The sequence below is a fragment of the Candidatus Manganitrophaceae bacterium genome (assembly GCA_016200325.1).
GTDB lineage: Bacteria > Nitrospirota > Nitrospiria > SBBL01 > Manganitrophaceae > Manganitrophus.
Genome location: JACQEZ010000005.1, coordinates 38,928 through 65,843, shown reverse-complemented (window position 1 = coordinate 65,843; position 26,916 = coordinate 38,928). Strand labels below are relative to the sequence as shown.

General features: G+C 59.7%; 24 protein-coding genes and 1 pseudogene. All 25 read left to right on the top strand.

Going from position 1 to position 26,916, the window contains the following annotated elements; all coding sequences use genetic code 11:
* The first annotated feature begins 4 nt into the window (after positions 1-4).
* The 25 genes and pseudogenes from polX to HY282_03510 all read left to right on the top strand — a co-directional run bounded on the left by polX (position 5) and on the right by HY282_03510 (position 26,912).
* Positions 5-1,723 carry a DNA polymerase/3'-5' exonuclease PolX gene (gene polX, locus HY282_03630; protein ID MBI3802832.1) on the top strand — a complete coding sequence of 573 codons (1,719 nt, stop codon included), beginning with the start codon at positions 5-7 and terminating at the stop codon, positions 1,721-1,723.
* Positions 1,724-1,877: 154 nt separating this feature from the next.
* Positions 1,878-4,154 (top strand): outer membrane protein assembly factor BamA, encoded by a 2,277-nt coding sequence (gene bamA / locus HY282_03625; protein ID MBI3802831.1) that lies wholly within the window; start codon positions 1,878-1,880, stop codon positions 4,152-4,154.
* 64 nt (positions 4,155-4,218) lie between these two features.
* Positions 4,219-4,758 (top strand): OmpH family outer membrane protein, encoded by a 540-nt coding sequence (locus tag HY282_03620; GenBank protein ID MBI3802830.1) that lies wholly within the window; start codon positions 4,219-4,221, stop codon positions 4,756-4,758.
* A gap of 70 nt (positions 4,759-4,828) precedes the next feature.
* Positions 4,829-5,869 carry a UDP-3-O-(3-hydroxymyristoyl)glucosamine N-acyltransferase gene (gene lpxD, locus HY282_03615; GenBank protein ID MBI3802829.1) on the top strand — a complete coding sequence of 347 codons (1,041 nt, stop codon included), beginning with the start codon at positions 4,829-4,831 and terminating at the stop codon, positions 5,867-5,869.
* Entirely contained in the window at positions 5,869-6,339 is a 471-nt protein-coding gene (gene fabZ, locus HY282_03610; GenBank protein ID MBI3802828.1) for a 3-hydroxyacyl-ACP dehydratase FabZ, read from the top strand. Before lpxD ends, fabZ begins: the two co-directional genes overlap by 1 nt.
* Complete coding sequence (gene lpxA, locus HY282_03605) at positions 6,336-7,109, top strand: acyl-ACP--UDP-N-acetylglucosamine O-acyltransferase (GenBank protein MBI3802827.1); 774 nt, start codon at positions 6,336-6,338, stop codon at positions 7,107-7,109. Before fabZ ends, lpxA begins: the two co-directional genes overlap by 4 nt.
* Before the next feature lie 48 nt (positions 7,110-7,157).
* Positions 7,158-8,018, top strand: a complete 861-nt coding sequence (gene lpxI, locus HY282_03600; protein MBI3802826.1) for a UDP-2,3-diacylglucosamine diphosphatase LpxI — start codon at positions 7,158-7,160, stop codon at positions 8,016-8,018.
* Positions 8,015-9,010 (top strand): Gfo/Idh/MocA family oxidoreductase, encoded by a 996-nt coding sequence (locus tag HY282_03595; GenBank protein MBI3802825.1) that lies wholly within the window; start codon positions 8,015-8,017, stop codon positions 9,008-9,010. Before lpxI ends, HY282_03595 begins: the two co-directional genes overlap by 4 nt.
* Positions 9,011-9,092: 82 nt before the next feature.
* Entirely contained in the window at positions 9,093-10,298 is a 1,206-nt protein-coding gene (lpxB, locus tag HY282_03590) for a lipid-A-disaccharide synthase (GenBank protein ID MBI3802824.1), read from the top strand.
* Positions 10,295-12,043 carry a lipid A export permease/ATP-binding protein MsbA gene (msbA, locus tag HY282_03585; GenBank protein MBI3802823.1) on the top strand — a complete coding sequence of 583 codons (1,749 nt, stop codon included), beginning with the start codon at positions 10,295-10,297 and terminating at the stop codon, positions 12,041-12,043. Before lpxB ends, msbA begins: the two co-directional genes overlap by 4 nt.
* Positions 12,044-12,076: 33 nt before the next feature.
* Positions 12,077-13,447 carry a 3-deoxy-D-manno-octulosonic acid transferase gene (locus HY282_03580; GenBank protein MBI3802822.1) on the top strand — a complete coding sequence of 457 codons (1,371 nt, stop codon included), beginning with the start codon at positions 12,077-12,079 and terminating at the stop codon, positions 13,445-13,447.
* A complete protein-coding gene (lpxK, locus tag HY282_03575; protein ID MBI3802821.1) occupies positions 13,432-14,550 on the top strand; it encodes a tetraacyldisaccharide 4'-kinase in 1,119 nt (372 codons plus the stop codon). Before HY282_03580 ends, lpxK begins: the two co-directional genes overlap by 16 nt.
* Before the next feature lie 21 nt (positions 14,551-14,571).
* On the top strand, positions 14,572-15,450 hold the full coding sequence (locus HY282_03570) for a lysophospholipid acyltransferase family protein (GenBank protein ID MBI3802820.1): 879 nt from the start codon (positions 14,572-14,574) through the stop codon (positions 15,448-15,450).
* 70 nt (positions 15,451-15,520) lie between these two features.
* Positions 15,521-16,528: pseudogene (waaF, locus tag HY282_03565) on the top strand (lipopolysaccharide heptosyltransferase II).
* Between the two features lie 575 nt (positions 16,529-17,103).
* On the top strand, positions 17,104-18,135 hold the full coding sequence (gene waaF, locus HY282_03560) for a lipopolysaccharide heptosyltransferase II (protein MBI3802819.1): 1,032 nt from the start codon (positions 17,104-17,106) through the stop codon (positions 18,133-18,135).
* Between the two features lie 54 nt (positions 18,136-18,189).
* Positions 18,190-18,360, top strand: a complete 171-nt coding sequence (locus tag HY282_03555) for a Trm112 family protein (GenBank protein MBI3802818.1) — start codon at positions 18,190-18,192, stop codon at positions 18,358-18,360.
* Entirely contained in the window at positions 18,357-19,154 is a 798-nt protein-coding gene (locus tag HY282_03550; GenBank protein MBI3802817.1) for a glycosyltransferase family 2 protein, read from the top strand. Before HY282_03555 ends, HY282_03550 begins: the two co-directional genes overlap by 4 nt.
* Positions 19,151-19,687, top strand: a complete 537-nt coding sequence (locus tag HY282_03545) for an isoprenylcysteine carboxylmethyltransferase family protein (protein ID MBI3802816.1) — start codon at positions 19,151-19,153, stop codon at positions 19,685-19,687. The genes HY282_03550 and HY282_03545 overlap by 4 nt, the downstream gene beginning before the upstream one ends.
* 6 nt (positions 19,688-19,693) lie before the next feature.
* On the top strand, positions 19,694-20,770 hold the full coding sequence (locus HY282_03540) for a glycosyltransferase family 4 protein (GenBank protein MBI3802815.1): 1,077 nt from the start codon (positions 19,694-19,696) through the stop codon (positions 20,768-20,770).
* Complete coding sequence (gene rfaQ / locus HY282_03535; protein ID MBI3802814.1) at positions 20,767-21,912, top strand: putative lipopolysaccharide heptosyltransferase III; 1,146 nt, start codon at positions 20,767-20,769, stop codon at positions 21,910-21,912. Before HY282_03540 ends, rfaQ begins: the two co-directional genes overlap by 4 nt.
* A 7-nt stretch (positions 21,913-21,919) precedes the next feature.
* Complete coding sequence (locus HY282_03530) at positions 21,920-22,747, top strand: hypothetical protein (GenBank protein ID MBI3802813.1); 828 nt, start codon at positions 21,920-21,922, stop codon at positions 22,745-22,747.
* Positions 22,744-23,760, top strand: a complete 1,017-nt coding sequence (locus HY282_03525) for a glycosyltransferase (GenBank protein MBI3802812.1) — start codon at positions 22,744-22,746, stop codon at positions 23,758-23,760. Before HY282_03530 ends, HY282_03525 begins: the two co-directional genes overlap by 4 nt.
* On the top strand, positions 23,753-24,913 hold the full coding sequence (locus HY282_03520) for a glycosyltransferase (protein MBI3802811.1): 1,161 nt from the start codon (positions 23,753-23,755) through the stop codon (positions 24,911-24,913). The genes HY282_03525 and HY282_03520 overlap by 8 nt, the downstream gene beginning before the upstream one ends.
* On the top strand, positions 24,910-26,073 hold the full coding sequence (locus HY282_03515; GenBank protein ID MBI3802810.1) for a glycosyltransferase family 4 protein: 1,164 nt from the start codon (positions 24,910-24,912) through the stop codon (positions 26,071-26,073). The genes HY282_03520 and HY282_03515 overlap by 4 nt, the downstream gene beginning before the upstream one ends.
* Positions 26,067-26,912, top strand: a complete 846-nt coding sequence (locus tag HY282_03510; GenBank protein MBI3802809.1) for a hypothetical protein — start codon at positions 26,067-26,069, stop codon at positions 26,910-26,912. Before HY282_03515 ends, HY282_03510 begins: the two co-directional genes overlap by 7 nt.
* The last annotated feature ends 4 nt before the right edge of the window (positions 26,913-26,916 follow it).

Here is a 26,916-nt window from a genome sequence, read left to right as displayed (position 1 = left end):
CATGATTACGAAAGAACTCCTCATCGAACAACTTGAAGCGTCGGCGCTCCTGCTGGAGTTGCAGGGGGAAAATCCCTTTAAATGCCGCGCTTACCTGAACGCCGCCCGCGCGATTGCAGAGATGGAAACCGACCTGAATGAAGCGATTAAGGATCGATCTCTGTTGGAGCGCAAAGGGATCGGCAAAGCGATGTTTGAGAAAATCTCGGAGGCCGCCGCCACCGGCCGGCTCGGCGCTTATGACGAGCTGAAGGCGACGACCCCCCCCGGCCTTCTGGAAATGTTGAAGATCAAAGGGCTCGGTACGAAGCGGGTTCGGACCATTTACGAAAAGCTCGGCATCAAAGATCTCGTCGATTTGGAATATGCCTGCATTGAAAACCGTCTGGCCGACCTGACCGGATTTGGAAAAAAAATTCAAGAGAAAACGTTGCAAGAGATCGCCTCTCTGAAGAAGCGGATCGGATTTTATCACGTTCATGTCGCGCGCCGAGCGGGGGAAGCGCTGTTGGAGAAGGTGAAGGGGAACCCCTCGGTGATTCGCGCCGCGCTGGGGGGGAGTCTCCGGAGGAGAAATGAAATCGTCCAGGACATCGACCTGATCGTCAGCGGCGATTCTCCCTCCGAGTTGATTTCTTTTTTCTGCGCCTTGCCGGAGGTGGAGCGGGAAGTCGCGCGGTCGGAAGAGCGGGCGAGGGTGACCTTAAAGTCGGGGATCCAGGCCGACCTCCATGCGACGACGGACGATCGGTTCCCTCATGTCTTGCACCACTGCACAGGGAGCAAAGAGTATCACGCCGCGCTGGAAGAGAGGGCAAAACGCTACGGAATCAGGATCAGCGAATATGGTCTCTTTTTGGAAGACCATATTTTGCCCTGCCAGGAGGAAAAGGAGATCTTCTCCACCTTGGAGTTGGATTACATCGAGCCGGAGCTGAGAGAAAACCGGGGTGAGATCGAGGCGGCGGCGCGCCGTCTGCTTCCTCCGCTGATCGAAGAAAAGGACATTCGCGGCATCTTCCATGTTCACAGCACCTACAGCGACGGCTCCGCCTCGCTCTCCGACATGATCGAAGCGGCGGAGCGCGCAGGCCTTGAATATATCGGCATCTCCGATCACAGCGAGACCGCCAGCTATGCCAATGGGCTGAAAGAAGATCGGATTCAACAGCAGCATGAAGAGATCGAGCGGCTTCGCGGACGTTTCAAGAAGATTCACATCTTCAAAGGGATCGAAGCAGATATCCTTCCCGACGGCCGCATCGATTACGACGATCGCGTTTTATCCTCATTTGATTTCGTGATTGCCTCCGTCCACTCCCGTTTCAACATGTCCGAGCGGGAGATGACCGACCGGGTCGTCCGGGCGATGAGCCACCCGAAAGTGACCTTCTTAGGGCACCCGACCGGGCGGATTCTTCTCTCCCGGCAAGGTTATCCGCTGGCACTTCCGGAGGTGATCGATGCGGCGCGTCGGCATGGGGTAATTATCGAATTAAATGCCAGCCCGTATCGGCTTGATCTCGATTGGCGTCAGTGCCGGCCGGTCAAAGAAGCGGGTGTGCGGCTGAGCATCAACCCGGATGCACACGGCATCGAGGGAATCAACGATATGACGTTCGGTGTCGGCATTGCCCGTAAAGGATGGCTCTCTAAAGAAGATGTCATCAACACCCTTCCACTGGATCAAATCCAATCTTACTTGATGAACAGGAAGAAATAAACTCTCCGATACCTTATTCAATTCGCGATGGTGTCCTTCCCTTCTACTCTCCGATGACTGCATTCATCCAGTTGAATCGGCGTGTTTTTTATTTACAGAGAATGACAAAAATGTTAAATTACGGAGATTTTGAACTTGGAGGAAAGCAAACCCGTTGCTAAAATTTCTCGGCACGGTCTCCCTTCTTTTCGTGCTTATCTTGGTTGGTTTTTCCTCCCTGGGTCATGCAGAGGACAACGAGATTCGAATCAAGCTGATTGACGTGAAAGGGAACCGAAAGATCGATAGGGCCACGATCCTATCGAAGATCTCTCTCAAGGAGGGAGATCTCTTCTCCCCGGCGCAGATCCGGGAGGATGTAAAGACCCTGTATCGATTGGGATATTTCGATCGGGTCGATGTGGAGACCGAGGGATTTGAGGGGGGACTCGCGATGACCTTCTCGGTTCATGAAAAGCCGCTTCTCATCGATGTCGTTTACGAGGGAAATGAACATCTCGATAAGGACAAATTAAAGGAGAAGGTGCCGATCAAAACGCAGACCTTCTTGGATACGGAAGAGATCAACACCTACGTGGAAAAAATCAAGAAAGCCTATGAGGCGGAGGCGTATTATAGTGCAGAAGTCACCCCGATCATCCAACGGGTCTCGGAAGACCAGGCGTTGTTGACCTTCCTGATCAAAGAAGGGGATCGCGCCTATGTCCGTCAGATTCGGATGAGGGGAAACCAGACCTTTACCGACAAGGAGTTGAGAAAGCAGATCGAGACATCGAAATATTTCTGGCTGACCTCTTGGATGACCGAGTCGGGCCGCTATAAAGCGGAGACAATCGACGGCGACGTCGATCGTCTCCGAGAGTTTTATCTGAACCACGGCTACCTTCAGGTCCAGGTGGCGCCGCCGAAGGTCGACTTGAGCGAGGACAAGCAGTGGTTCGACATCACCTTTCCGATCGTAGAAGGGGACCAATTCAAAGTCAAAGAGATCCACTATGAGGGAAATCAGCTCTTCGACACCGATCGGCTGGTTGAATTGACGAAGAGCAAAGAGGGGGAGATCTTCAATCGGGGACAGGTCCGGCAAGACATTGTGAGCATGGTCGACCTCTATGGAGAGCGAGGCTATATCTTTGCCAACGTCGTCCCCCAACTCAACCCGCATCTTGAAGATAAAACGGTCGACATCACCTTTCAGGTCGCCGAGGATGACCCGGTCAAGGTCCGGGAGATCCGGATCACCGGCAATGATAAGACCCGTGACAAGGTGATTCGAAGGGAGGTCCGTGTCAACGAAGGGGAGCTGATTAATACCAAATTGTTGCGGCGGAGCTTTCAGCGGCTGAACAACCTTAATTTCTTCGAGAACATCGAAATTGTCCCGGAGCAGGTCGAGAAGGGATGGGTCGATCTGAATGTAAAATTGAAGGAGAAGCCGACCGGCACCTTTAGCATCGGCGGCGGCTACAGCTCGGTCGATCGGTTTATCGCGACGACGGAGATCACCCAGGGGAATCTCTTCGGCCGGGGGCAGCTCGTGCGCGCGAAGGCCGAAATCGGAGGGCGCCGAAAAACATATAGCCTCACCTTCAGGGAGCCCTATCTTTTCGACACGAATGTCTCGGAGACCACCGATCTCTTTAACTCGGTTCGGAGCTTCAACTCCTATGAGGAGAAGCGGGTCGGCGGCGATCTCATCTTCGGACGCCAATTCGGGGAGTATGTCAGTGCAAGCGTCAGCTACACCTTGGAAACGCTCAATATCCGTAATGTCCAAGACCAGGCGCCTGATCTAATTAAAGAGCAGGCCAAACTGGGAAAAACGCTGACGAGCGCACTCGGCTTCTCACTCGCGAGGGACACCCGTGATTTTATTTTCGATCCGAAGGAGGGGAGCCGCAACTCCATCTCTTTCGAGTATGCCGGCACTTTTCTCGGCGGCGACAACGATTACTACAAGGTCATCGTCGACTCCAGCCGGTATTTTCCCCTCTGGTGGGAGCATGTCCTCTCCGTGCATGGCCGCTTCGGATATGCCATCGGCATCGCCGGAAAAGAGCTCCCGGCCGGAGAGCGCTTCTTTGTCGGCGGCATCAATACCGTCAGAGGTTTCAAGTTCGGCAAGGCCGGTCCTGTGACCGACACCGGCGAAATTTTGGGGGGAAACAAGCAGCTCTTCTTTAATGTCGAGTACCTGATTCCCTTGGTGCCCGAGGCGAAAATCAAATGGCTCTTTTTCTATGATCTCGGTCGGGCTTTCGATGATTCGGAAGCGATCCGGTTCTCGCAGCTTAGGCAAGGGGCCGGATTCGGGCTGCGGTGGATTTCTCCCATCGGTCCGCTTCGGATTGAAATGGGGAAAAATTTAAATCCCGAGCCGGGTGAGAATACCGGCTTCATTCCGGAATTTTCCATTGGAACGCTTTTTTAGAACAAGGACCGGGGAGGCGGATTCGGAGGGAGTCCGCGGTTCCCGTTCCATCAAGGAGGAAGAATTGAAAAAAGTAACAATTTTTACGATGGTTATTTTGTTTTCGCTGATGCTGGGAAAAGGACATGCTCAGAATCTAAAGGTCGGTTTCGTCGATGCCCAGAAGGTGCTCGAGAGCTCCAAGGAAGGAAAGCGCGTTAAGACCAACATGGAAGAATATGTAAAGAGCCGCCAGAAGATCATCGACCTGGAGGAGACGGAGTTAAAGCAGCTCGAAGAGGACCTCACCCGCCAAGGGGCGCTTCTTTCCCCGGAGGCCAAGAAGGTCAAACAGGATGATTTCCAAAAAAAGCTGATGGAGTACCAGAAGAGGGCGACCGACCTGAACAAAGAAGTGCAGGGAAAGAAGTTCGACACCCTGCGCGACTTCAACAAAAAATTGGAAGAAGCGGTTCGGCAGATCGCCGAGAAAGAAGGGTATACCTTCGTGCTCGATAAAAATGGCGAAGGGGGCTCCGTCCTCTATGCCAAGGAGAGTTTTGATATCACTCCCAAAGTGATCGAGCAGGTCGACCGCGCGACACCGGCTGCGCCGGCCAAGTAAGGCGACCCTTTCAAGGCGGGTGGAGGCGCTTACGCGCTTTGCCCGCCGGAGATGTTCGATCATGATTGAAATGGCGTTGCAGGAAGTTGCCGATCTTGTCCAGGGAAAGGTCGCCGGAGATCCGCATCTGCCCATCCGTGGAATCGCCGGAATCGACGAGGCGGAGCCGGGGGAGATTACTTTTCTCGCGAACCCCAAGTACCTCGCCAAAGCGATGAAGACCCGCGCTTCGGCCGTCATCGTCGGCAAGCGGATTGAGGGGGCTCCTTGCGCCTTGTTGTTGGTCGACGATCCCTATTTCGCCTTCACCCGATTGCTCTCCCATTTCCATCCCTCCCGCCGCGCGCCTGCCGGCGTCGATCCGAGGGCGGCGATCGGCCAGGGGGTGATTCTCGGTGAAGGGGTGGCGATCGGGCCTTTCGTGACCCTTGAAGACCGGGTCCGGATCGGCGATCGCGTTCAACTCGGCGCCGGTGTGTTCATCGGCGAGGGGAGCGAGGTCGGGGAGGAGAGCCTGATCTATCCAAACGTCACCATCCGGGAGAAGGTTCGGATCGGCAAGCGGGTGATCCTTCATAGCGGGACGGTGATCGGCAGCGACGGCTTCGGCTTCGCCCCGCACAAGGGGCGATATCATAAAGTTCCGCAGGTCGGCGGGGTGATCATCGAAGACGATGTCGAGCTGGGGGCGAATGTCGCCGTCGATCGGGCGACCTTGGGAAACACGGTGATCGGGGCCGGAACGAAGGTCGATAATCTGGTTCAGATCGGCCACAATGTGGTCATCGGCGCCGATTCGATCTTGGTGGCTCAGGTCGGGATCTCCGGGAGCGCTAAAATCGGACGGCGCGTCACCTTGGCGGGGCAGGTCGGTGTGGCCGGTCATTTGACCATCGGCGACAATGTCGTGGTCGGGGGGAAGTCGGGGGTGACCAAAGATATCCCGGAGGGGGAGAACGTCTCCGGGTTTCCGCCCCTTCCGCATCGGGATTGGTTGAAGGCGCAGGCCTCCTTTCCCCATCTTCCCGAAATGCGGGAACGGATCAAAGCGCTGGAGAAGGAAGTCGAGACACTGCGACAAAGAATCGCTCAACCTGACGAGAGGGACTGATGGATATTAAGGAGCAGGTCATCGATATCGGAGAGATCACGGAAATCTTGCCGCACCGTTATCCCTTTTTGCTGGTCGACCGGATTATCGAAATCGAGCCGGGAAAGCGGATCGTCGGCTTTAAGAATGTGACGATCAACGAGCCGTTCTTTCAGGGACACTTTCCGAAGCATCCGATCATGCCGGGGGTGTTGATCATCGAGTCGATGGCGCAGGTCGGCGGGGTCCTTGCCTTCAAATCGGCAAAGGGGAGCGAGGGGCAGCTGGTATTCTTCCTCGGGATCGACAAGGCAAAATTCAGGAAGCCGGTCTATCCCGGCGACCAACTGAGGATCGAGGTCGAGGTCATTCAAGAACGGCCGCCGTTCTGGAAATTGAAAGGAATGGCATACGTCGACGGAAAGCTCGCCGCCGAAGCGGAGCTCAAGGCGATGCTCGGCCAGGGGGCCAAGGGAGGAATAGAGAAGTGAGCATTCATCCGAGCGCCCTCGTCCACCCGAAAGCGGAGCTCGACCCGACGGTGGAGGTCGGCCCCTATTCGGTGATCGGCGAGCATGTCAAAATCGCCGGTGGGACAAAGGTCGGAGCGCATGTCGTCATCGACGGGTGGACGGAGATCGGCGAAGGCTGCACCTTCTACCCTTTCGCCTCGATCGGCCAGGCGCCGCAAGATTTAAAATACAAAGGGGAGCCGACCTGGCTGAAGATCGGCCGCCAGAATACCTTTCGGGAGTATGTGACGCTGAACCGGGGGACGGCGCAGGGGCGCGGGGAGACGGTGATCGGCGATCGAAACTTTTTCATGGCCTATGTCCATGTGGCGCATGATTGCATCGTCGGCAACCAGGTGATCCTGGCCAATGCCGCCACCTTGGCGGGACATATCACCATCGGCGATCATGCGATCCTCGGCGGACTGTCCGGGATCCATCAGTTCGTCAACATCGGCGCCTATTCGATGATCGGCGGATGCTCGGCGGTGGCGCAGGATGTTCCCCCGTTCGTCAGCGTCGCTGGCAATCGGGCGAAGCTGTATGGCCTCAACCTCATCGGACTGAAGCGTCACGGTTTCTCGAAGGAGAAAATCGAGGCGCTGAAGGGGGCCTATAAGCTCCTCTTCCGCTCTGGGTTGACGTTTCGCGAGGCGGCCAAGCAGGCGCGGGAGAAGTGGAAAGAGGTCGGCGAGGTCGAATCGCTCGTCTCCTTTGTGGAGCGGTCGGAGAGGGGAATCTCTCGATGATCAGATCAGGCAGCAGCGAGACAGGGCGGGGAGGCTTGCGGCATCCAGATGGAAATCGCTCCACGTAAGATCGGGTTGATCGCGGGCAATGGGCGTTTCCCATTGATCTTCGCCGAGACCGCCAAGCAGGCCGGTCTCTCGGTCGTCGCCGTCGCCCATACCGGGGAGACCGAGCCGGAGCTCTCCGACAAGGTCGATCAGATCCTTTGGATCCGCGTCGGCCAGATCGGAAAGCTGATCTCCTTCTTCAAGAAGGCCGGCATCTCGGATGCGGTGATGGCGGGCGGCATTCGGAAGACGCGCCTCTTCGAGATGCGGCCCGATTTTCGGGCGCTCACCCTGCTTGCCCGGATGCGGGAGAAAAAAGACGACGCGATGCTCCGGGCCTTCGCCGGAGAGCTGGAGCGGGAAGAGATCCGGATTCGGGAGTCGACCCTCTATCTCTCCTCGTTGCTCGCCGTGGAGGGGGAGATGACCCGGCGTATGACCGCGGCGGAGCGGGAAGAGATCGAGTGGGGATGGCCGGTCGCCAAGCAGATCGGCGCGCTCGACATCGGGCAGTGCATCGTTGTCCGAAACGGCGTAGTGCTTGCTGTCGAGGCGATCGAGGGGACCGACGCCACCATTCGGCGCGGCGGCGGCCTCGGGAGAGAAAAAGCGGTCGTCATCAAGATTTGTAAGCCGCAACAAGATTTCCGTTTTGACGTTCCGGCCGTTGGACCGGGGACGATCGAAGCGATGATCGAAGTCGGGGCCGCTGTCTTGGCGGTCGAAGCGGGGAAGACCCTCTTGCTCGAAAAAGAAAAGCTCCTGCGGGAGGCTGCGGCCGCGGGGATCGCGGTCGTCGGCTGGTCTGATCGCTCCGGCCACGCGGGGGGGCCGCCGCAGCAAGGACAGACAACGACATGACGGAACAAACGAAAAACAAGATCAGGGTGGCGGTCATCGGGGTCGGCTATCTGGGGGAGCACCATGCGCGGATCTACTCGGAGCTCCCCGGGGTCGAGCTCGTTGGGGTCGTCGATACCCACCTCGAGCGGGCGGAGAAGATCGCCGCCGACCGGGGCTGCGGCGCTTATACCGACGCGGCCGCCCTCTTCGGAAAGATCGATGCGGCGAGCGTCGTCGTCCCGACCCCCGCTCACTTCAAGGTGGCGAAGTCCTTGTTGGAAAACGGCGTCGATCTCCTTTTAGAGAAGCCGATGACGGCGACGCTGCAAGAGGCCGATGCGCTCTTGGTATTGGCCGAACAGAAGGGGCGGATGCTGCAGGTCGGGCATGTCGAGCGATTCAACGCCGGGGTCCGAAAACTCAAAGAGGGGCTCGTTCAGCCACGGTTTATTGAATGCCATCGGATGGGGCCGTTCATCGAACGGGGAACCGATGTCCATGTGATTCTCGACCTGATGATTCATGACATCGACATCATCCTCTCCTTGGTGCCGTCCGAGCTGGTCGAGGTGCGCGCCACCGGGGTGCCGGTGTTAAGCGCTCAAATTGACATCGCCAACGTCCGGCTCGCCTTTGCGAACGGCTGTGTCGCCAACGTCACCGCGAGCCGGGTCTCGCGCGAGCGGATGCGGAAGATCCGGATTTTCCAACCCGATACCTACCTCTCCCTCGACTACCTTCAACAGGAGCTGGTGATTTGCCGACGGATCGTCCGGCCCGACGCCGCGCGGCCGGAGGTCACGATCGACAAGGTGGAGATTGAAAAGGAGGAGCCGCTCAAAGCGGAGCTCTCTTCGTTCCTGGAGGCGGTCCGGACGCGAACGGTGCCGAAGGTTTCCGGGGAAGATGGGCGAAGGGCGCTGGCCGTGGCGCTTCAGGTGGTCGACCTCATCAAGAGCAACCCAGGCAACGCGGAAAGCGGATTCTCCAACGCGGAAAGCGGTTCCTGAATGTGGCGTCGTCCTCCGAACCGGTTCGTCTCTCCCCTCCGAACGCGCCTCCACACTTCGCATTCTCATCGCGGTTGAACCAATGACGGCGCAGTCACCCAATCCGGCCCGCATCATGATGGTGGCGGGCGAGGCCTCCGGCGATCTCCACGGCGGGGCGCTGGCCGAGGCGCTGTTGAAAGAGGATCCCTCGCTCCAAATCGTCGGCTTCGGCGGCACGGCGATGCGGCGCGCCGGAGTAGAAGTGATCTTCGACATCGCGCAGCTCGGCGTGGTCGGTATTTTTGAAGTCTTCCTCCATTTAAAGTCGGTATGGGAGGCATACCGCATGGGGGTCAAAACGCTGGAGAGCGGGGTCGATCTTCTGGTCCTGATCGACTATCCCGATTTCAATCTCCGCCTCGCGAAGGCGGCCAAGCAGCGGGGGGTCCCGGTGGTCTATTATATCAGCCCCCAGGTCTGGGCTTGGCGGGCCGGTCGGGTGAAGACGATCGGGGAGCGGATCGATCAGATGTTGGTTATTTTGCCGTTCGAAGAGCGGATCTATACCGAAGCGGGAATCCCCTGCGAGTTTGTCGGCCATCCGCTGCTCGACGAGGCCGCCTCGGCTCAACTGAAGTATCCGTCGAAGTCGGCTTATCTTGAGGGATGCGGTCTGCTTCCCGAGGGAACCACGATCGGCCTTCTCCCCGGAAGCCGGCATCGGGAAGTTCTCTCGCACCTGCCGACGATGCTCGAGGCGATGGCGCTGCTGGCAAAAGAGATCCCCGGTCTGCAGCTGTTGGTCCCGGTCGCTCCCTCCCTGTCGAAGGAGTGGGTCTTGGACCTCACGCGGCGGGTTGATCTTCCTCTCCGGTGTGTCGAGGGGGAATTTCAGGAGGTGCTTCGGGCGTCCGATGCGGTGGTCGTCGCCTCGGGAACGGCGACGCTCCAGACGGCGCTGGCGCAGGCGCCGATGGTGATCGTCTACAAGCTTTCTCCGCTCACCTACTGGCTGGCACGGCGGCTGATCCGGTTGAAATCGATCGGTCTGGTCAACATCGTCGCCGGAAGGCCGATCGTGCCGGAGCTCATTCAGGCGGAGGCCTCTCCCGAGCGGATTCGGCAGGAGGTCGGCCGCCTCCTGAAAGACGGCGTTGCGCGCGAGCGGATGAAGGGCGATTTGAAAGAGGTGGCGGAGCGCCTCGGGGCCGCCGGCGCGTCGAGCCGTGCCGCGGCCGTCATTTTAGAGAGATTGAAAAGGGGAAGGGTGATGCGAGAGAGAAAGTCACCGCGAGGGACCGGATGAAGCTTTATCTTCGATTGCTCGGATTTCTAAAGCCGTATCGCTGGACGCTGAGCGCCGCCTTTTTTTGCAGCGCGATGGTGGCCTTGCTCACCGCCGCCTACGCCTGGCTGGTCCGGCCGGTGTTGGATGACGTCTTTATTCGAAAAGATGTAAAGATGTTGATGCTCCTTCCGGTGACGATCATCGTCGTCGCTTTTTTGAAGGGGGCCTTCAACTACGGCCAGGCCTACCTCGTTCGGTATATCGGCAATCGGATCATCGCCGACATCCGGAAGAACCTCTACCATCACATTTTGCTCCTGCCGATCGGGTTTCACGCCAAAAACGCGACCGGCAAGCTGATGTCGCGGGTCATCAACGATGTCGGATTGATGCAGACGGCGGTCTCCACCGTCGTGAAGGATCTCTTCCAGCAGACGCTGACGATGGCGGCGCTGACCGCCGTGATCTTCTATCAAAACTGGCAGCTCGCCCTCGCCTCGGTCGTTGCGATTCCCTTCGCCACCTATCCGATGATTCGGGTGGGACGCCGGCTTCGGAAGATCGCGCGGATGGGGCAGGAGAAAATCGGCGACCTGACCAGCGTTCTCCAGGAGACCTTCGCCGGGATTCGGATCGTGAAGGCGTTCGGCCGGGAGGATTTCGAGACCGAGCGCTTCGAGAAGAAGAACCTCAACTACTTCAAAAATGTAATGCGCGCCACGTCGGTCTCCGAGCTGACCAGCCCGATGATGGAGACCTTCGGCAGCATCGGCGCGGCGGCGATTATCTGGTACGGCGGTTATCAGGTGATTTCCGATCAGATGACCCCCGGAACCTTCTTCTCGTTTATGGCCGCCTCGATGATGATGTATGCCCCGATGAAAGGGCTCAGCTCGGCAAACAATATCTTGCAGCAGGCGCTCGCGGCGGCGGAGCGGGTTTTCATGATCCTCGACGATCGGAATGAGCGCGAGGTCGATACCGGCCATCGCAAGGTGCCGAGCCTGCGGGGAGAGATTGAATTTCAAAACGTCTCCTTCTCGTATGACGGGATTCAATCGGCCACCCTCTCGAACATCAGCCTCAAGGCGCGTCCGGGAGAGATGATTGCGCTCGTCGGGAGCAGCGGCGCCGGAAAAACGACGCTGGTGAACATGCTCCCCCGCTTTTATGAGCCGAAAGAGGGAAGGATCCTGATCGACGGCATCCCGATTCAAGAGATCCATCTCGCCTCGCTTCGGAGCCAGATCGGGATTGTCAGCCAGGAGGTGGTCCTCTTCGACGACACCGTCCGATGGAACATCGCCTACGGGCTCGATCAGATCTCCGACGAGGAGGTGGTCCGCGCCGCCGAGGCGGCCTATGCCCATCTCTTCATCGGGAAAATGCAGAAAGGGTATGATACCGTCGTCGAGAAAGGGGGGGCGAATCTCTCCGGGGGAGAGCGGCAGCGGATCGCGATCGCACGCGCCCTATTGAAGAACCCGCCGATCTTGATTTTGGACGAAGCGACCTCGGCGCTCGACGCCGAATCGGAGTTCATCGTCCAAAAGGCCTTGATGAACTTGATGCAAAACCGGACGACGTTTGTGATCGCCCATCGGCTTTCGACGGTGCAGCGGGCGAGCTGCATTTTGGTGGTCGATCAGGGAAGAATCGTGGAGCAGGGACGACATGAAGAGCTGATGCGTCGCGACGGCCCTTATCGGAAAGTCTACCAAATGCAGTTTCAAGAAGAAGGGGTCACCGGTCGGGACGGGTGAGGAGATCGTTGCGCCCCGCGCTGATAGGATGCAATGAAGCGGATTTATTTCGGACTGTATCAAATTTTAATTCTCCTCTCGCTCCCCGCGGCGCTCCTCTTTCTTCTCCGGAGGTTGGCGGGGCGTCCGGCGTATCGCGCGGGGGTGATGCAGCGGCTCGGCCGCTATCCGACCGATTTCTTTGCGCCGCTTCGCGGAAAGCGGGTGATCTGGGTCCATGCCGTTTCGGTGGGAGAGGTGATCTCGTCCGAGCTTTTCGTCCGGAAGCTCCGGGAGCGCTATCCGGAGGCGGCGATCGTCTTCTCGACGGTGACGCCGACCGGCCAGGCGGCGGCCCGGCAGCGATTGAGGGGGGTCGACCGCTTTCTCTATTTTCCCTTTGACCTTCCCTGGGTGACCCGGTCGGTGGTCGAGAAGGTCTCCCCAACCCTCTTCATCTTTCTGGAGACCGAACTCTGGCCGAACTTCCTTCGCTCCCTCTCCAAAAAAAAGATCCCCTCCATTCTGATCAACGGCCGGATCTCCGATCGGGGATTTCGCCGCTATCGGATGATCCGATTTTTCCTCTCGCACGTGCTCGAAGAGGTCGGACTCTTCCTGATGCAGACGGAACGGGAAGCGGAGCGGATTCGGGCGCTCGGCGCTCCCGCCGAGCGGGTCTCGGCAACGGGGAATATGAAGTATGATCAGGCGGCGGGAGGGACGGAGGCGATTGCGGATTTCGGATTGCGGATGGCGGAGTTGGCTGAAAAGATCGGCCTCCGGTCCGGCGAGAGATTAATGATCGCCGGAAGCACCCATGAGGGAGAAGAAGCGGCGGTGCTCGATGCGTATCGTATCCTCTCGGACGATGTCGAGCAGATCCGGCTGCTGATCGCGCCCAGGCATCTGGAGCGGCTGGAGCGGGTGGAGCGTCTTCTCTTGGAGCGGGGGGTTCCCTTCCTCCGGAAGACGGTCCTGGCCGAGCGATCTGCTCCAGACGCAGAGCGGAATGATTTTCAATCCGCACTCCGCCCTCCGCCCTCCGAAATCACTCCCCGTGTGGTGCTCCTCGACACCATCGGCGAGCTCGATCGGTATTATGCGCTGGCCGACCTGGTTTTCGTCGGGGGGAGCTTGGCGCCGATCGGCGGCCACAACGTCCTTGAAGCGGCCGTTGCGAAGAAGGCGGTCTTCTTCGGCCCCCACATGTCGAATTTCAAAGAGATTGCGGACCAGCTCCGGCGCGCCGGCGGCGGGATCGAGGTGGCCGACGGGAAGGCGATGGGGGGGCAGATGCTCTGGTTGATTCGACATCCCGAGGAGTTAAAAAAACGCGGCGAAGCGGCCTACCAAGTGGTGTTGGCGAATCGCGGCGCGGTTCTGCGGAATCTGGAGCAGGTGGGCCGGTGGCTCGAAAATTAAAATCCAGTCGGCGGGTCGCCCTCTGGCGATGGATTTGGAATCGAGGAAGAGGCCTCTCCGAGGTCGTTCTCTTCCCCTTTACGCTGCTTGCCGCGCTTTACGGCCTGCTCTGCCGTCTTCGAATCTTGCTTTATGAAAAGGGGTTTCTCGAGCGGCGGCGGGTCGACTGCCGCGTCGTCAGCGTCGGCAATCTGACGGTCGGCGGAACGGGGAAGACGCCGTTTACCATCTTCCTGGCCGAGGAGTGGCAGAGGCGGGGGGCGGCGGTCGGGGTCGTCAGCCGCGGCTATGGAGGGACCTACAAAGGACCGCTTCGATTGGTCTCGGACGGCCAGGAAATTTTGGAAGATCCATCGGCGGTCGGAGACGAGCCGTACCTCATCGCCCAGCGACTGAAGGGGGTTCCGGTGATCGTCTCGCCCGACCGGTTCGAAGGGTGCCGGTGGCTCCTCAACCGATTCAAGCTCGATGTGCTTCTCTTGGACGACGCTTTTCAACATATTCGGCTCCACCGAGACCTCAATCTGCTCCTGGTCGATGCGACGAATCCCTTTGGAAACGGCGCCCTCCTTCCGCGGGGGACCCTTCGGGAGCCGCTCTCCGAGGTCCGCCGGGCCGATGTGGTCATCTTTACCCGTTCTTCAGATCAATCCGATGCATCGGAGTGGATCGGCGAGCTCGAACGGCTCGGCCGTCCCTGCGTTCGAACGATGTTCCAACCGACGGCCTGGATGAATGTGCGAACCGGAGCGACCCTCCCTCCCGAGGCGCTGGCGGGGGAGCCGGTTCTCGGTTTTTGCGGGATCGGAAATCCCGACTCGTTTGCGACCCTTCTGAAGCAATTGCAGGTCGATCTGCGGGAGCAGATCAACTTCCGAGATCATCACCGCTATCAGGCGGATGATCTCGGCCGAATTCAAAAGAAGGCGCAGGAGAGAGGGGTGACCCGTGTCGTAACGACCGAAAAAGATGCCGTTAAGATCAAAGGCCTTCTTTCCCAAGAGACCGAAAAGCTGGAGATCTGGATGGTGCGGGTCGAGGTGGTCTTTTGGGATCATCAGGAAAAATGGGGGCCGCTTCTTTTTGAAGGCGGCCGATGTTGAGGGCGGCATAGGCTGTAAGGAATGAGACAAAAGCTCGAATATCTCCTCGCACGCATCTTGATTTTATTTCTTCAGCGCCTGCCGTTTCGAATCGCCGTCGCCTTCGGGGCCGCGCTGGGACGGCTTTTCTATCTGGCCGACCGCCGACACCGGTGGATTACGTTCGAGGCGCTCAAAACGGCGATCGGAACGGAGCGAGACGAGCGGGAGTTGTGGCGAATTGCGCGCGGGGTCTTCGAGAATCTGGGGAGGTCGGTCACCGAGTTTGTCTGGATCCAGGGACGGCCCGCCGATCTGTTGATGCAGCGGACAACCTTCGAGGGGATGGAGCACTATACCGCCGCCGCCGAGGGGAAAAAAGGGGTCTTGCTTCTCACCGCCCATTTTGGAAATTGGGAGTGGATGGCGACGGCCGCAGCCGTCTTGGGAATGAAGCTCTCGGTTGTTGCGCGGCCGCTCGATAACCCGTACCTCAATGAGATGATCAACGGCTGGCGGGAGCGTTACGGAAACCGAGTCTTAAACAAGCGGACCTCGGCGGCGGAAATCATGCGGCGGCTGCGGGCCGGGGAGACGGTCGGCGTTCTCCTCGACCAGAACACCGCCTTGAGCGAAGCGGTCTTCGTCGACTATTTCGGCCGGCCGGCGGCCACGCATAAGGGGCTCGCGATCATGGCGCTCCGGACCGGCGTTCCCCTTCTTCCCGCATTCATCGTTCGAGAGGGGAATCGGCACCGGGTCATCGTCGAGAAGCCGCTGGAGATCCCGCGGACGGGCAATCTGGAGCGGGACATTCGCGAGGCGACCGCGCTCTTTACACGGACGATCGAATCGTACGTCCGGCGCTATCCCGATCAATGGCTCTGGGTCCATCGACGATGGAAAACACAGCCGAAATAAAGCGATCCGTCACCAGCCCTCAGCGAATCAGAATAAGCTGAAGGCTGAGCGCCGACGCTGAAAAGCTGAAATGAAGCGTTATCAAAAAATCTTAGTTCGCGCCCCCAATTGGATCGGAGATGCGGTGATGGCGATCCCGACCCTCTCGGCGCTGCGCGCCCGTTTTCCGGAGAGCCGGATCACGCTGCTCGCCAAGCCGCCGGTCGCCGCCCTCTTCGAGCACCATCCCGACATCGACCGGCTGATGCTCTATGAGTCCCCCGGGAGGCACGCCGGTCTGCTCGGTCTCTGGCGGCTGATCAAGTGGGTTCGGGAGGGGCGATTTGATCTTGCCTTTCTCCTCCAGAATGCGTTTGAGGCGGCCTTCGTCGCCGCCGCGGCCGGCATTCCGGAGCGGGTCGGCTATGCCGCCGACGGCCGCCGCCTTTTGCTGACGCGATCTCTTTCGCGCAAAGGCGGTCCCGTCCACCAGCGAGAGGCTTATCTTCGGTTGATGCAGCAGGTCGGCGGCGCGCCCGACCTCAAGGCGCCCTATCTCACCCTCACCGAGAAGGAGCGCCAGGCCGCTTCGGACCTTCTTCTGTCCCAGGGAGTCGCCCGCTGGGAGCAGGTGATCGGAATTAATCCCGGTGCGGCGTACGGTTCCTCAAAACGGTGGGACCCGGTCCGGTTTGCCGCGGTCGCCGACCGCCTGCTCGATCTGCATCCCGCCCGGATCGTCCTCTTCGGCGGTCCTTCGGAGGTGGCGATGGCCGAGGAGGTCCGAGAGAAAATGACCCACCCGGCGGTCGTGGTCGCGGGAAAGACGACCGTCCGGCTGATGATGGCGCTGATCGCCCGCTGCCGGCTCTTTGTCACGAACGATTCGGGGCCGATGCATGTCGCCTCCGCCTTGGGGGTGCCGGTGGTGGCGGTCTTCGGACCGACCAATCCCGATGCGACCTCTCCGGCGGGGGCCGATGATCTGATCGTCCGAAACAAAGTCGACTGCGCCCCCTGCACCTATCGGGTCTGTCCGATCGACCATCGCTGTATGGAGCGGGTCTCGGCCGAGGCGGTCGGGGCGGCGGCGGAGCGGCAGCTGGCGCGGCTGGGGCGCCGGAAGATCGCCGTTTTTCTCGACCGGGACGGAACCATTAACGAGGATGTCGGGCATATCGGCACGGTCGACCGCTTTACGCCGATCTCCGGATCGATCGAAGCGATTACCCGGTTGAACCGGCGCGGCATTCCGGTTATCATCGTAACAAACCAGTCGGGCGCCGCGCGAGGCTATTTTACCGAGGAGCAGGTCGGCGAGGTTCACCGCCATCTTCAGGCCCTTCTTTCGGAGGCGGGGGGGCATCTTGATGCGGTCTATTACTGCCCGCATCATCCCGAGATTTCTCCCTGCGACTGCCGCAAGCCGGCGATGGGGATGATTGAGCGGGCCATTGCGGAGCATCAGATCGACCTGACCGGCTCCTATGTCGTCGGCGACAAGCCGCTCGACATCGGATTGGCGCGCGGCGGCGCAAAGGGGGTGTTGGTGAGAACCGGTTACGGCGAGCGCTCTCTCGAGGAGATGCGCCGGACGGGAAGCCGGCCCGACCAGGTCGCCGCCGACCTGGCCGCCGCCGTCGATTGGATCTTGGACGATCTGCGGAGGCGGGAGTGGCTCGCGGAATAACGGGACGGAATTATCGAGAGGTGCTCATCCTCAAGCCGAGTTCGCTCGGCGACGTGATCGATGCCCTCCCGGCGGTCGGCGCGATTCGGAAGGGATATCCGTCGGCGCGGATCTCTTGGCTGGTGAAGTCGGAGTGGGCGCCGGTGTTGACCGGACACCCCTATATCGATGAGGTGATCGCCGTGCCGTTTGCCTGGGGGGCCGTCCCGCAGCTGATCCGGGCGGTTCGACGGCGGCCGTTCGATCTGGTGGTCGATCTGCAAGGGCTGTCGCGGAGCGCTCTGTTGGGGGCGGCGACGACGGCGTCGGTCCGGGTCGGTTTTGCCGCAGCGAGAGAAGGGGCCCCCTGGTTTTATACCGACCGGGTGGTGGTTCCGGAGCAAAGCGTCCATGCGGTCGATCGGTATCGGGAGGTGGCGCGGGCGCTCGGCTGTGATGTGGCGCGAATCGACTTCGGGATTTCAATCTCGGCCGAGGCAGACCGGGCGGTCGATCGGCTCCTTCCCAAGATCGGCCTCTCCGCCCCGGGACCGTTTAGTGTGATCCACCCGACCGCCCGTTGGGAGAGCAAGAAGTGGCTGCCGGCCCGTTTCGCGGAGCTGGCCGACCGGCTCATTGGAGAGAAGCAGCGCTCGATCGTTTTCGTCGGCAGCCGCGGCGAGCGGGAAGAGGTCGGCCGGATTGTCGGAATGATGAAACAGCCGGCAGGGAATGCCGCGGGGGAGACGACCCTGCCGGAGCTGGCCGCCTTGATCCGCCGCGCGCAATCGTTCATCTGCAACGATTCGGGTCCGATGCACCTGGCAGCGGCGGTCGGCACGCCGGTGATCGCATTGTTCGGTCCGACCGATCCGAGGAAGGTCGGTCCCTATGGCGCAGGAAACAGAGTTATTCGGAAGGAGTTCTCCTGTGCCGGTTGCCACCGCAACCGCTGCGTGAGAGAAAACGAATGCATGCGGGCGATCAGTGTAGAAGAAGTGATAAAGGAAATTTCGGAGTGCGGATTAAAAATATGAAGCGCTTGTATTTCATTCCGCAATCCGAAATCCACCATTGAATAAGGAGAAGATATGGCGGTCAACAAAGATTTGCTCGAAATTTTAGCCTGTCCCAAGTGCAAAGGGGACATTCAATTGAATGAGAAGGGGGATGGGTTGGCCTGTCCCAAGTGTAAACTGCTCTATCCGATTCGGGAAGATATCCCGATCATGCTGATCGACGAGGCCGTCAAGCTCCCGTGACCCCCCCCACGGGCCGGCCTCCGATTTCGGTCACGGTGATTACCCGCGATGAGGCGGGAGAGATCGACGCCTGCCTCTCCAGCGTGGCCTGGGCCGATGAAATCGTCGTCGTCGATTCCGGGAGCACCGATCGGACGGTGGAGATCGCAAAGCGGTTTACCGGGAAGGTTTTTCATCATCCCTGGGAAGGGTATGCCCGGCAGAAGAATTGGGCGGTGGCCCAGGCCTCGCATGATTGGATCCTCAGCCTCGACGCCGACGAGCGGGTTTCCCCGGCCTTAAGAGAGGAGATTGAGCGCGCGATCGGCGCCCCCTCTCCGGCCGCCGGCTATCTGATCCCGAGAAAAAACTTCTTTCTCGGGCATTGGATTCGCCACGGCGGGTGGTCTCCCGATTATGTGCTGCGGCTCTTTCAGCGGAAGGAAGGGCGCTTTCTCGATCGAAAGGTCCACGAGGCGGTCTCGGTCGACGGCCCGGTCGGCCGATTAAAGACGCCGCTGGAGCACTATACCTACCGGTCGCTGGAGGCCTACTTCGAGCGGATGGAGCGGTATTCCACCTTGGCGGCGGAGGAGTTGTTCGAACGGGGGAAAAAAGCGAACGCCCTCGATCTGACGCTCCGCCCTTGGACGACCTTCATCAGGATGTATCTCCTCCGTCTCGGTTTTCTCGACGGATGGGACGGTTTTCTATTGGCGCGGCTCTACAGCCGGTATACCTATTTCAAATATGCCAAGCTCGCCCAAATGGCGAAGCCGGCAACAACGACAAAGAAGGAGCCTAAAGAGGGATGACTGATCTCTCAAAGTTGGTCGGAAAAAATCGGATTGTCACCAGCTTGCTGATGGGAGCGGCTTTCTGGTTTTTTGCCCGGCCTTCGTTCGTTTCCATCGCCGCCGGGATCCCGTTCGTTCTCCTGGGAGAAGCGATCCGCGTCTGGTCCTCCGGCTACATCCGGAAGAATCAAGAGCTGGCGACGACCGGGCCGTATGCCTTTACGCGAAATCCCCTTTATCTGGGGAATGGGGTCTTGGGATTCGGCTTCGTGGTGATGGGCCGGAGCTGGGTGCTCCTCCTCTTGTTCCTCTTTGGGTTTGCGTTTATTTATCGCTCAACGATCCGGCAGGAAGAAGAACGGCTTGCTGCAAGGTTCGGCGAGCGCTTCTCGGCGTATGTCACGACGGTTCCCCGATTCTTCCCCCGTTGGCGCCGCGGCGCTTCCGAGGCGGGGAGCTTCGACTGGGGGCTGGTGATGAAACATCGGGAGCACCGGACCTGGCTCGGGATTCTCGTGATGTTGGTGTTGATGATCATCAAGGTCGGCTAGAAAAAGATGAAGATTTTGCATACAGAAGCGTCCCTGGCGTGGGGCGGCCAGGAGATCCGGATCTTGACCGAGGCGAAGGGGTTCGTCAAACGGGGCCACACGGTGGTGGTCGCCGCGCCCCCCGACGCTCTTATTTTTGCCCGCGCGCAAGAAGCCGGCCTGCCGACCGAGGCGGTCCCGATGCAGAAGAGCGGCTACCCCGCGGCGGTGAAGGGGCTTCTCGAGGTCATTGAAAAACATCAAATCGACCTGGTCCACACCCACAGCTCGCGCGACAGCTGGCTCGGCCTTTTTGCCGCCCGCTTTTCGGGCCGAAGGCCCCGGCTGATCCGGACACGGCATCTCTCCACCCCGGTCGGACGGAGCTGGCTTTCGACCTGGCTCTATCGGCGTCCCGACCGGATCATCACCACCGGGGAGGCGACCCGCCGTCTGCTCATCGAGGAGAGTGGACTTGCGCCGGAGCGGATCATCTCCATCCCAACCGGGGTCGATCTCGGCCATTTTCAGCCGGTCCCGCCGGCCGCCGGGGTGCCGGCCGTCGGGATGGTTGCCTTTCTCAGAGACTGGAAAGGCCATACCTACTTCATCGACGCCGCGCGGGAGGTCTTGCGAAAAATGCCGGAGGCGGCGTTCTATATCGTCGGCGACGGACCGGAAGAGGAGCGGCTCCGATCGCTCCTCGACCGGATCAATCTCACCGATCGGATCGAGATGCTCGGATATCAGACCGACATCCGTGCGGTCTTGAGTCGCCTGGATATCGTCGTCCTCACCTCTTATGCGAATGAGGGGGTACCGCAGTCGCTGCTCCAGGCGATGGCGATGGAGAAACCGGTGATCGGAACGACGGTCGGCGGTATTCCGGAGGTGATCGAAGAGGGGGTGAACGGATATCTCATTCCTCCTCGGGATTCGGACGCGTGTGCGGCGAAGATTTTGGAATTGATTCAACAGCCGGCCCTGCGGGCTGCAATGGGACGGGCCGGTCGGGCGCGGGTTGAAAAAGAGTTCAGTTTCGACCGGATGCTCGATCAGGTCGAGACGGTCTATCACGCGGCGCTGGAGAGGGGCGGGAGATGATCGGGGTTGCGCCGGAGGAGGTCCGATCGATTCTGATCATGCTTTTTCGCCAGATCGGCGACGTCCTCCTCTCGACGCCGACAATCCGCGCTTTCAAAGAGGCGTTTCCTCAGGCAACGATGTCGGTGGCGGTGTTCAAGGAGTCGGCGCCGATTTTAGAGGGAAATCCATTCATCGACCGGATCATCGTCGTCGATCCGAAGTGGAAAGCGCTCCCGGCGATGGAGCGGCTTCGGCGGGAGCGGGCGGTCTTGGGAGAAATCCGGTCGGCTCACGTCGATCTCTCGGTCAATTTGACCACCGGCGACCGCGGCCTTTTTCTCTCGCTCTACTCGGGGGCGGGCCATCGCGTCGGGCTCCTTCCGACGCAGCGGCCGGCGCGGCTGATGCGGATGATTTATAACCTTCCCTTTCAGGTGCCGAACACCCACACCCACATGGTGGAGCGGCATCTGGAATCGATCCGCGCGCTCGGATATGAGCCGCTTCGGAAACGGCCGGAGCTCTTCTTCTCCAAAGAGGAGGAAGACCGGCTCCTCTCGCTCTTGATCGCGCAAGGGTGGTCGGAGCGGCGGCAGGCGGAGGGACGGTTTTTGGTGCAGGTCCATCCGGTGTCGCGATGGATCTTCAAATGCTGGCAAGATGACGCGATGGCGGCGGCGATCGATCATCTGATCGGGGAACGGGGGGTCGATGTCGTGTTGACCGGAGGGCCGGCCGCAATTGAACGAGAGAAGTGCGACCGGATTCTTTCTCTCACCCGACACCGTCCGATGAGCCTGGTCGGCAAGACCAGCCTTCGCGAGCTGGCGGCGCTCTCCAAGCGGGCCGACCTCTTCTTCGGCGTCGACAGTGCGCCGATGCATATCGCCGCGGCAATGGAAACGCCGGTGGTCACCCTCTTCGGCCCCTCGGTGGCGGAGCTCTGGCGGCCCTGGGGAGAGGGACATACGACGGTGATCAAAGATTTCTCCTGCGTTCCCTGCAGCCAAGACGGCTGCGGCGGGAGCAAGCGGAGCCGCTGCTTGGAGGAGATGACGCCGAAAGAGGTGATCGGAGAGATTGACCGGAGCCTCTCTCTATTAAAGGCGGCGCGACGCGAGCCGAGCGTCATCCGTCTCCTGCCGGCAATCGGAGTCTAAAGAGAGGATGGAACCGCTGAATGCCACCGATCTCTCCGCTCCGACCGAGATGCCCGCCGCATCGCCCTATCTGGAGCGGCGCGTCGGGCGCTTGCATTTGACCGTTCGGACCGACTGGAACAGCCCGGCCTTTATTGCGTTTCTCTCCGGAGAGTTGAACGCCCCACGAGCGTTAGAGAAGATCGAGCGGATTCCGAGCTCGGTGAACACCGCCGTCTATCGTATTGAAGCATTTCGGCGGCCGGTTTATCTCAAGGTCTTTCTCTACAACCATTGGCGGCATGCGATGACGGCCCCCTTTGCGGCGTCGAAGGGCCATCGCGCTTGGACCGCGGGGCGCTGGATGGATGCGCGGGGTTTCCTGACCCCGCCCCTTTTGGCGCTCGGGGAGGAGCGGCGGCTCGGCTTTATCCGCAAATCGTTTTTCGTGACCGAAGAGGTGGCGGGGGTCCGCCTCTCCAAGCTCCTTGAACAGAAAGAACTCCTCGACTGTTACAGCGGGGGCCGGCTCTTCGAACGGATCGGGAAGCTGTTGGGGGCGTTCCACCGGGAGGGGATGATCCACGGCGATCTGAACGTCACCAATTTCTTGGTCCGATCGGTCGAGCCGCTCGGTCCGCCCGAAATCTATTTCCTCGATAATGAAGGTTGCCGCGAAGCCGATCCTACCCGCGCTGCGGCGATGGCGCTCGACGACCTCCGGAGCTTTTTCGGAAGACAGGTCCGGTCGCTCCCGATCGACGCGCAACGGGAGATCCTGGAGGGGTACCTTTCAGAATATCCTGCGATGCGGGCCTCTCGGCCGATGTTGGAGCAAGGATTGAGAATCGGATGAAGATTTTGATCGTCGGTCCCGAATATGACGAGAAAGGGGGGCGTTTCCAAAGCGACATCGCTTGGTCGTTCCATCGTCTGCTGCAGCAGCGGGGCCATGCGGTCGACTTTTTCGCCTACAAGAAGCGGAATCTCTTTGCATTCATCGAGAAGAACAAGGGGGTGAAAGCCTGGTGGCATCGGCGGATGAACCGCGATCTCGTCCGCCGGGTGGTCGCCGAGCGTCCCGACCTGATGATTGTCTTTAAGGGGGGCTCGGTCGAGGCCGAGGCGCTCTGGGAGATCCGGAACAGAACACCGACGGTGATGATGAACCTCTTTCCGGACAACCCGCTTCACATGATGCCATTCCGGAATATCGAGCCATATCATTTCTTCTTCATCAAAGATTCGTATGCGTTGGCGGCGTTGACGAAGATCGGATTTCAAAACGTCCGTTATCTTCCGCATGCCGCCGATCCCGACGTCTGCCGTCCCGTCGCGTTGACGCCGGAGGAACAAAAAGGGTGGGGCGCCGATCTCTCCCTCGTCGGGTCGCACTATCCGTATCGAGGGTTTTTGATGCGGGAGCTGCAGGCGTTCGATCTGAAGATCTGGGGGAAGGGATGGGCCTCCCTCCCGTCCGACGATCCGATTCGGCCGGCGGTCCAGGGACGAAGCGTCTGGGGAGAGGAGAAGACGAAGGTGGTCTGCGGGTCGAAGATTTCGCTCAACCCCCATCACCCCCTCAACGACATCACCGGGATCAACGACCGGACCTTCGAGATCGCCGCCTGCGGCGGATTCCAGCTGCTCGATCGGAAGGCCGATTTGGAAAAGCATTTCAAGATCGGCGAAGAGATCATTGCTTACAACGACAAAAAAGAGCTGTTGGAGCTGATCCGATACTACCTCGATCATGAGGAGACCCGGCGTCAGATTGCCGAGCGCGCCTACCGCCGTGTTTTGAAGGATCACACCGTCGCGCACCGGGTCGATACCCTTCTCTCCCTCTATGGAGCCGATCATGGCTGAGCGCGCTCCCGTGACGGTGCTCCATCTGATTTCGCGGCTTCCGTCCGGCGGGGTGGAGAACCAGCTGCGTAAGGTCGTCCGCCTCTATGACCGGCGGCTGTTTCGGCCGATCGTCTGCTGCATGAAAGAGAAGGGAGAGACCGGAGAGGCGATCGAGCGGGACGGCACCCCGGTGATCGTCTTGAATCGGATGCAGCGACATACCTTCGATCTGCGGCTCGTCGGCCTCCTTCGCCGCTTGATGCGGGAGCAGCGGGTGACGATCCTTCGGACGCATCAATTTCACGCAAACCTCTACGGTCGGATTGCGGCGATTTCGGCCGGCGTCCCGGTGATCCTCCCCTCGTTTCACAACACCTATGCCCGGCGAAAGCGGCATCGCTCCGTCGTCAACTGGCTCTTGGCGCGGGGGACCGATCGGCTGATTACCGTCTCGGACGCGGTGAAGCGGGATTTGATCCGGTATGATCATCTTCCGGAAGAGAAAATCAAGGTGATCCATAACGGATGCGACATCGACCGCTTTATGAGACCGGCGCTGCAAGAGGACCTTCGCGTAAAATGGAAGATCCCGGCCGCCGCACCGGTGATCGGGACCGTCGGCCGGCTTGCGAAGGAGAAGGGACAGGCGCTTTTGATTGAGGCGGTTTCGCTGCTGCAGTCGGAGTTTCCCGATCTCCATCTCATCATCGTCGGCGAAGGACCGGAGCGGGAGGCGCTCGAGAAAGAGGGGGCGCGCCGAGGCCTGGGCAATCGCCTGATTTTGACCGGACTTCAACGGGAGGTCCCCGATTATCTGGCGCTGATGAACCTCTTCGTCTTTCCGTCGTTGAACGAGGGGTTCTCGAATGCGTTGTTGGAGGCGATGGCGGCGGGAAAGCCGGTGATCGCTTCGGACATCGTGGAGAATGTCGAAATTCTTCCCTCCGAGAAGTTCGGCCTGCGCGTTCCGCCGAATGACGCCGGCGCGCTGGCGGAGAAGATCCGCTTTCTGTTGAAGAACCCCTCGGAGGCGGAGGCGATGGGGCGGCGGGCGCAGGCGCGGGTCGCGGCCGAGTTTACCGATGCGATCATGATGGAGAAAATTCAACGATTGTATCAGACCCTTCTGCAAGAGAAAAAGATTTGGGTCACGGAAGCGGGCGCGCCATGAAGATCGCGTTCGTCCGAAAAAGCTACCGTTTTCACGGCGGCGCGGAGCAGCACCTGACCCAGCTGATGCTCGATCTTCAGAGAGCGGGCCATGAGGTGCATCTCTTCGCCCATCAATGGACCGGGGACCGTCTGGCGGGAATCACCTTTCACCCGGTGCCGATGATCGGCGGGCTCTCTTTTCTCAAGGTCTTAACCTTTGCCTGGTTCGCGAAGCGCCGGCTGCGCGGACATCGATTTGATATCGTCCAGAGCCTAGACAAGACCGTCTCGCAAGATATTTATTGGGCGGAGGATGGATGCCATCGCGCCTGGCTGTCGGCGCGGACGAAACGCCTCTCTCCCTTTCAACGGTTTTTGGTTTTTCTCAACCCCCTTCATTGGCTGATTCTCCGGATCGAATCGCGCATTTTCAAAAGGGGAAACTATAAAAAAATCATCGCCATCTCGAAGCAGGTGAAAGAGGAGATTGTCCAACTCTATCCGGTCCGACCGGACGATGTGACGGTCATCTACAACGGCGTTGATTTGGAGCGGTTTCATCCGAGAAACCGAGAGGCGTCTCGGGGGGTCATCCGAAAACGGCACCAGGTTTCCGAATCGCAATTTCTCCTTCTCTTCGTCGGATCGGGATTCGAGCGAAAGGGGCTTCGCTGTGTGATCGAAGCGCTCGGAGTGCTGAAAACGCCGGAGATCGTTCTCTTTGTCCTCGGCCGGGGACGCTCGATCAACTATCTGCAGCGGGCGGCGCAGTTGGGTATCGGCGCGTCGGTTCGGTTTTTGGGGCCGCAGAAACAGATCGAGAAATATTATGCGTCGGCGGACCTCTTCGTCTTCCCGACCCTTTATGAGCCGTTTGGGCAGGTCCATTTGGAAGCGATGGCGAGCGGGTTGCCGGTCATTACCAATGCGGGATGCGGCGGGGCGGAGATCGTCCGGGAGGGGGAGAACGGGGCGCTTTTAAAAGATCCGACCGACTCACTTTTGCTTGCAGAGAAGATCAATTCTTTCTATAATGAAGCCCGCAGCGACCCCCGGTTCATGGAACGGACGGGACGCGCGGCCCGTCGGGAGGCGGAGCGATATCCGCCCGAGAAGGCCGCTCGGGAGATGGTGGCGCTCTACCGGGAGATCGTCGCCGGGGGTCGGCCCGATTGTTAAAGACGGTTCCGATTTCCTTGAAGGAGGGGCGGCTCGTCGGGGAGGTGAATGCCGAATATGAGGATCCTTCCTTTCGACATTTTCTCGATCGGCTTCCGGAGGCGATTGCGGAGAATCGCTATCCGCTGCTGCATGCGCGGGAGGACCGTCTCTATCTTGTGATTGAAATCGAGCGGTCCGGTCGAAAAGAGCCGCTCTTCGTCAAAGTGGATGATTTTACCCGCCGGGTCCGGTTCAAAAAGTGGATTCGAAATCGCTTCGTCCGCTCCCGCGCCAGAAAATCGTGGCGCGCCGGCGAGGCGCTGATGAAAGCATCGCTCCCGACGCCGACGCCGATCGCCTTTTTGGAGAGAAGACTTTGCGGATTCCTGCTCCAATCGTATCTTCTGGTGGAACAGATTCCCTCGGCGGAGGCGGTCCATCAACGGTATGCGCGCTTATACGAAGGGTGTGCAGATGGAGTACGGTTGCGTGAGAAAGAGGACCTGCTCCAGACGCTGGCCGGCGCATTGGCGACGCTGCATGGGGCCGGAATGTTCTACGGCGATTTGAAAGCGAGCAATGTGCTCGTCTATCCGGCGGAGGGGAAGGTCCATTTGACCTTTGTCGATTTGGAGTCGGTCCGAATTTCAAGAGAGATTTCGCTTGCGCGACGGATTGAAGATTTGGGAAGCCTGCTCAGCTCTTTTCTCGGGATCGTTTCCAGACGGGATGCCGTTCGTTTCCTCCAGCGGTATCTCGCGGCGGCTTCAAACCTGAAGGTCGACCGGAAAGTGTTTTTCAGGAACATTTATCAGCATGCCATTCAACGAAAGGGACGGGGCCCAGCCTCCGCCTGAAGGG

Excerpts from the sequence above, each read along its gene's own strand:
- lpxD (MBI3802829.1), top strand. The coding sequence starts at position 4,829 with ATGGCGTTGCAGGAAGTTGCCGATCTTGTCCAGGGAAAGGTCGCCGGA.
- fabZ (MBI3802828.1), top strand. The coding sequence starts at position 5,869 with ATGGATATTAAGGAGCAGGTCATCGATATCGGAGAGATCACGGAAATC.
- lpxI (MBI3802826.1), top strand. The coding sequence starts at position 7,158 with ATGGAAATCGCTCCACGTAAGATCGGGTTGATCGCGGGCAATGGGCGT.
- HY282_03595 (MBI3802825.1), top strand. The coding sequence starts at position 8,015 with ATGACGGAACAAACGAAAAACAAGATCAGGGTGGCGGTCATCGGGGTC.
- lpxB (MBI3802824.1), top strand. The coding sequence starts at position 9,093 with ATGACGGCGCAGTCACCCAATCCGGCCCGCATCATGATGGTGGCGGGC.
- msbA (MBI3802823.1), top strand. The coding sequence starts at position 10,295 with ATGAAGCTTTATCTTCGATTGCTCGGATTTCTAAAGCCGTATCGCTGG.
- HY282_03580 (MBI3802822.1), top strand. The coding sequence starts at position 12,077 with ATGAAGCGGATTTATTTCGGACTGTATCAAATTTTAATTCTCCTCTCG.
- HY282_03570 (MBI3802820.1), top strand. The coding sequence starts at position 14,572 with ATGAGACAAAAGCTCGAATATCTCCTCGCACGCATCTTGATTTTATTT.
- HY282_03555 (MBI3802818.1), top strand. The coding sequence starts at position 18,190 with ATGGCGGTCAACAAAGATTTGCTCGAAATTTTAGCCTGTCCCAAGTGC.
- HY282_03545 (MBI3802816.1), top strand. The coding sequence starts at position 19,151 with ATGACTGATCTCTCAAAGTTGGTCGGAAAAAATCGGATTGTCACCAGC.
- HY282_03540 (MBI3802815.1), top strand. The coding sequence starts at position 19,694 with ATGAAGATTTTGCATACAGAAGCGTCCCTGGCGTGGGGCGGCCAGGAG.
- rfaQ (MBI3802814.1), top strand. The coding sequence starts at position 20,767 with ATGATCGGGGTTGCGCCGGAGGAGGTCCGATCGATTCTGATCATGCTT.
- HY282_03530 (MBI3802813.1), top strand. The coding sequence starts at position 21,920 with ATGGAACCGCTGAATGCCACCGATCTCTCCGCTCCGACCGAGATGCCC.
- HY282_03525 (MBI3802812.1), top strand. The coding sequence starts at position 22,744 with ATGAAGATTTTGATCGTCGGTCCCGAATATGACGAGAAAGGGGGGCGT.
- HY282_03520 (MBI3802811.1), top strand. The coding sequence starts at position 23,753 with ATGGCTGAGCGCGCTCCCGTGACGGTGCTCCATCTGATTTCGCGGCTT.
- HY282_03515 (MBI3802810.1), top strand. The coding sequence starts at position 24,910 with ATGAAGATCGCGTTCGTCCGAAAAAGCTACCGTTTTCACGGCGGCGCG.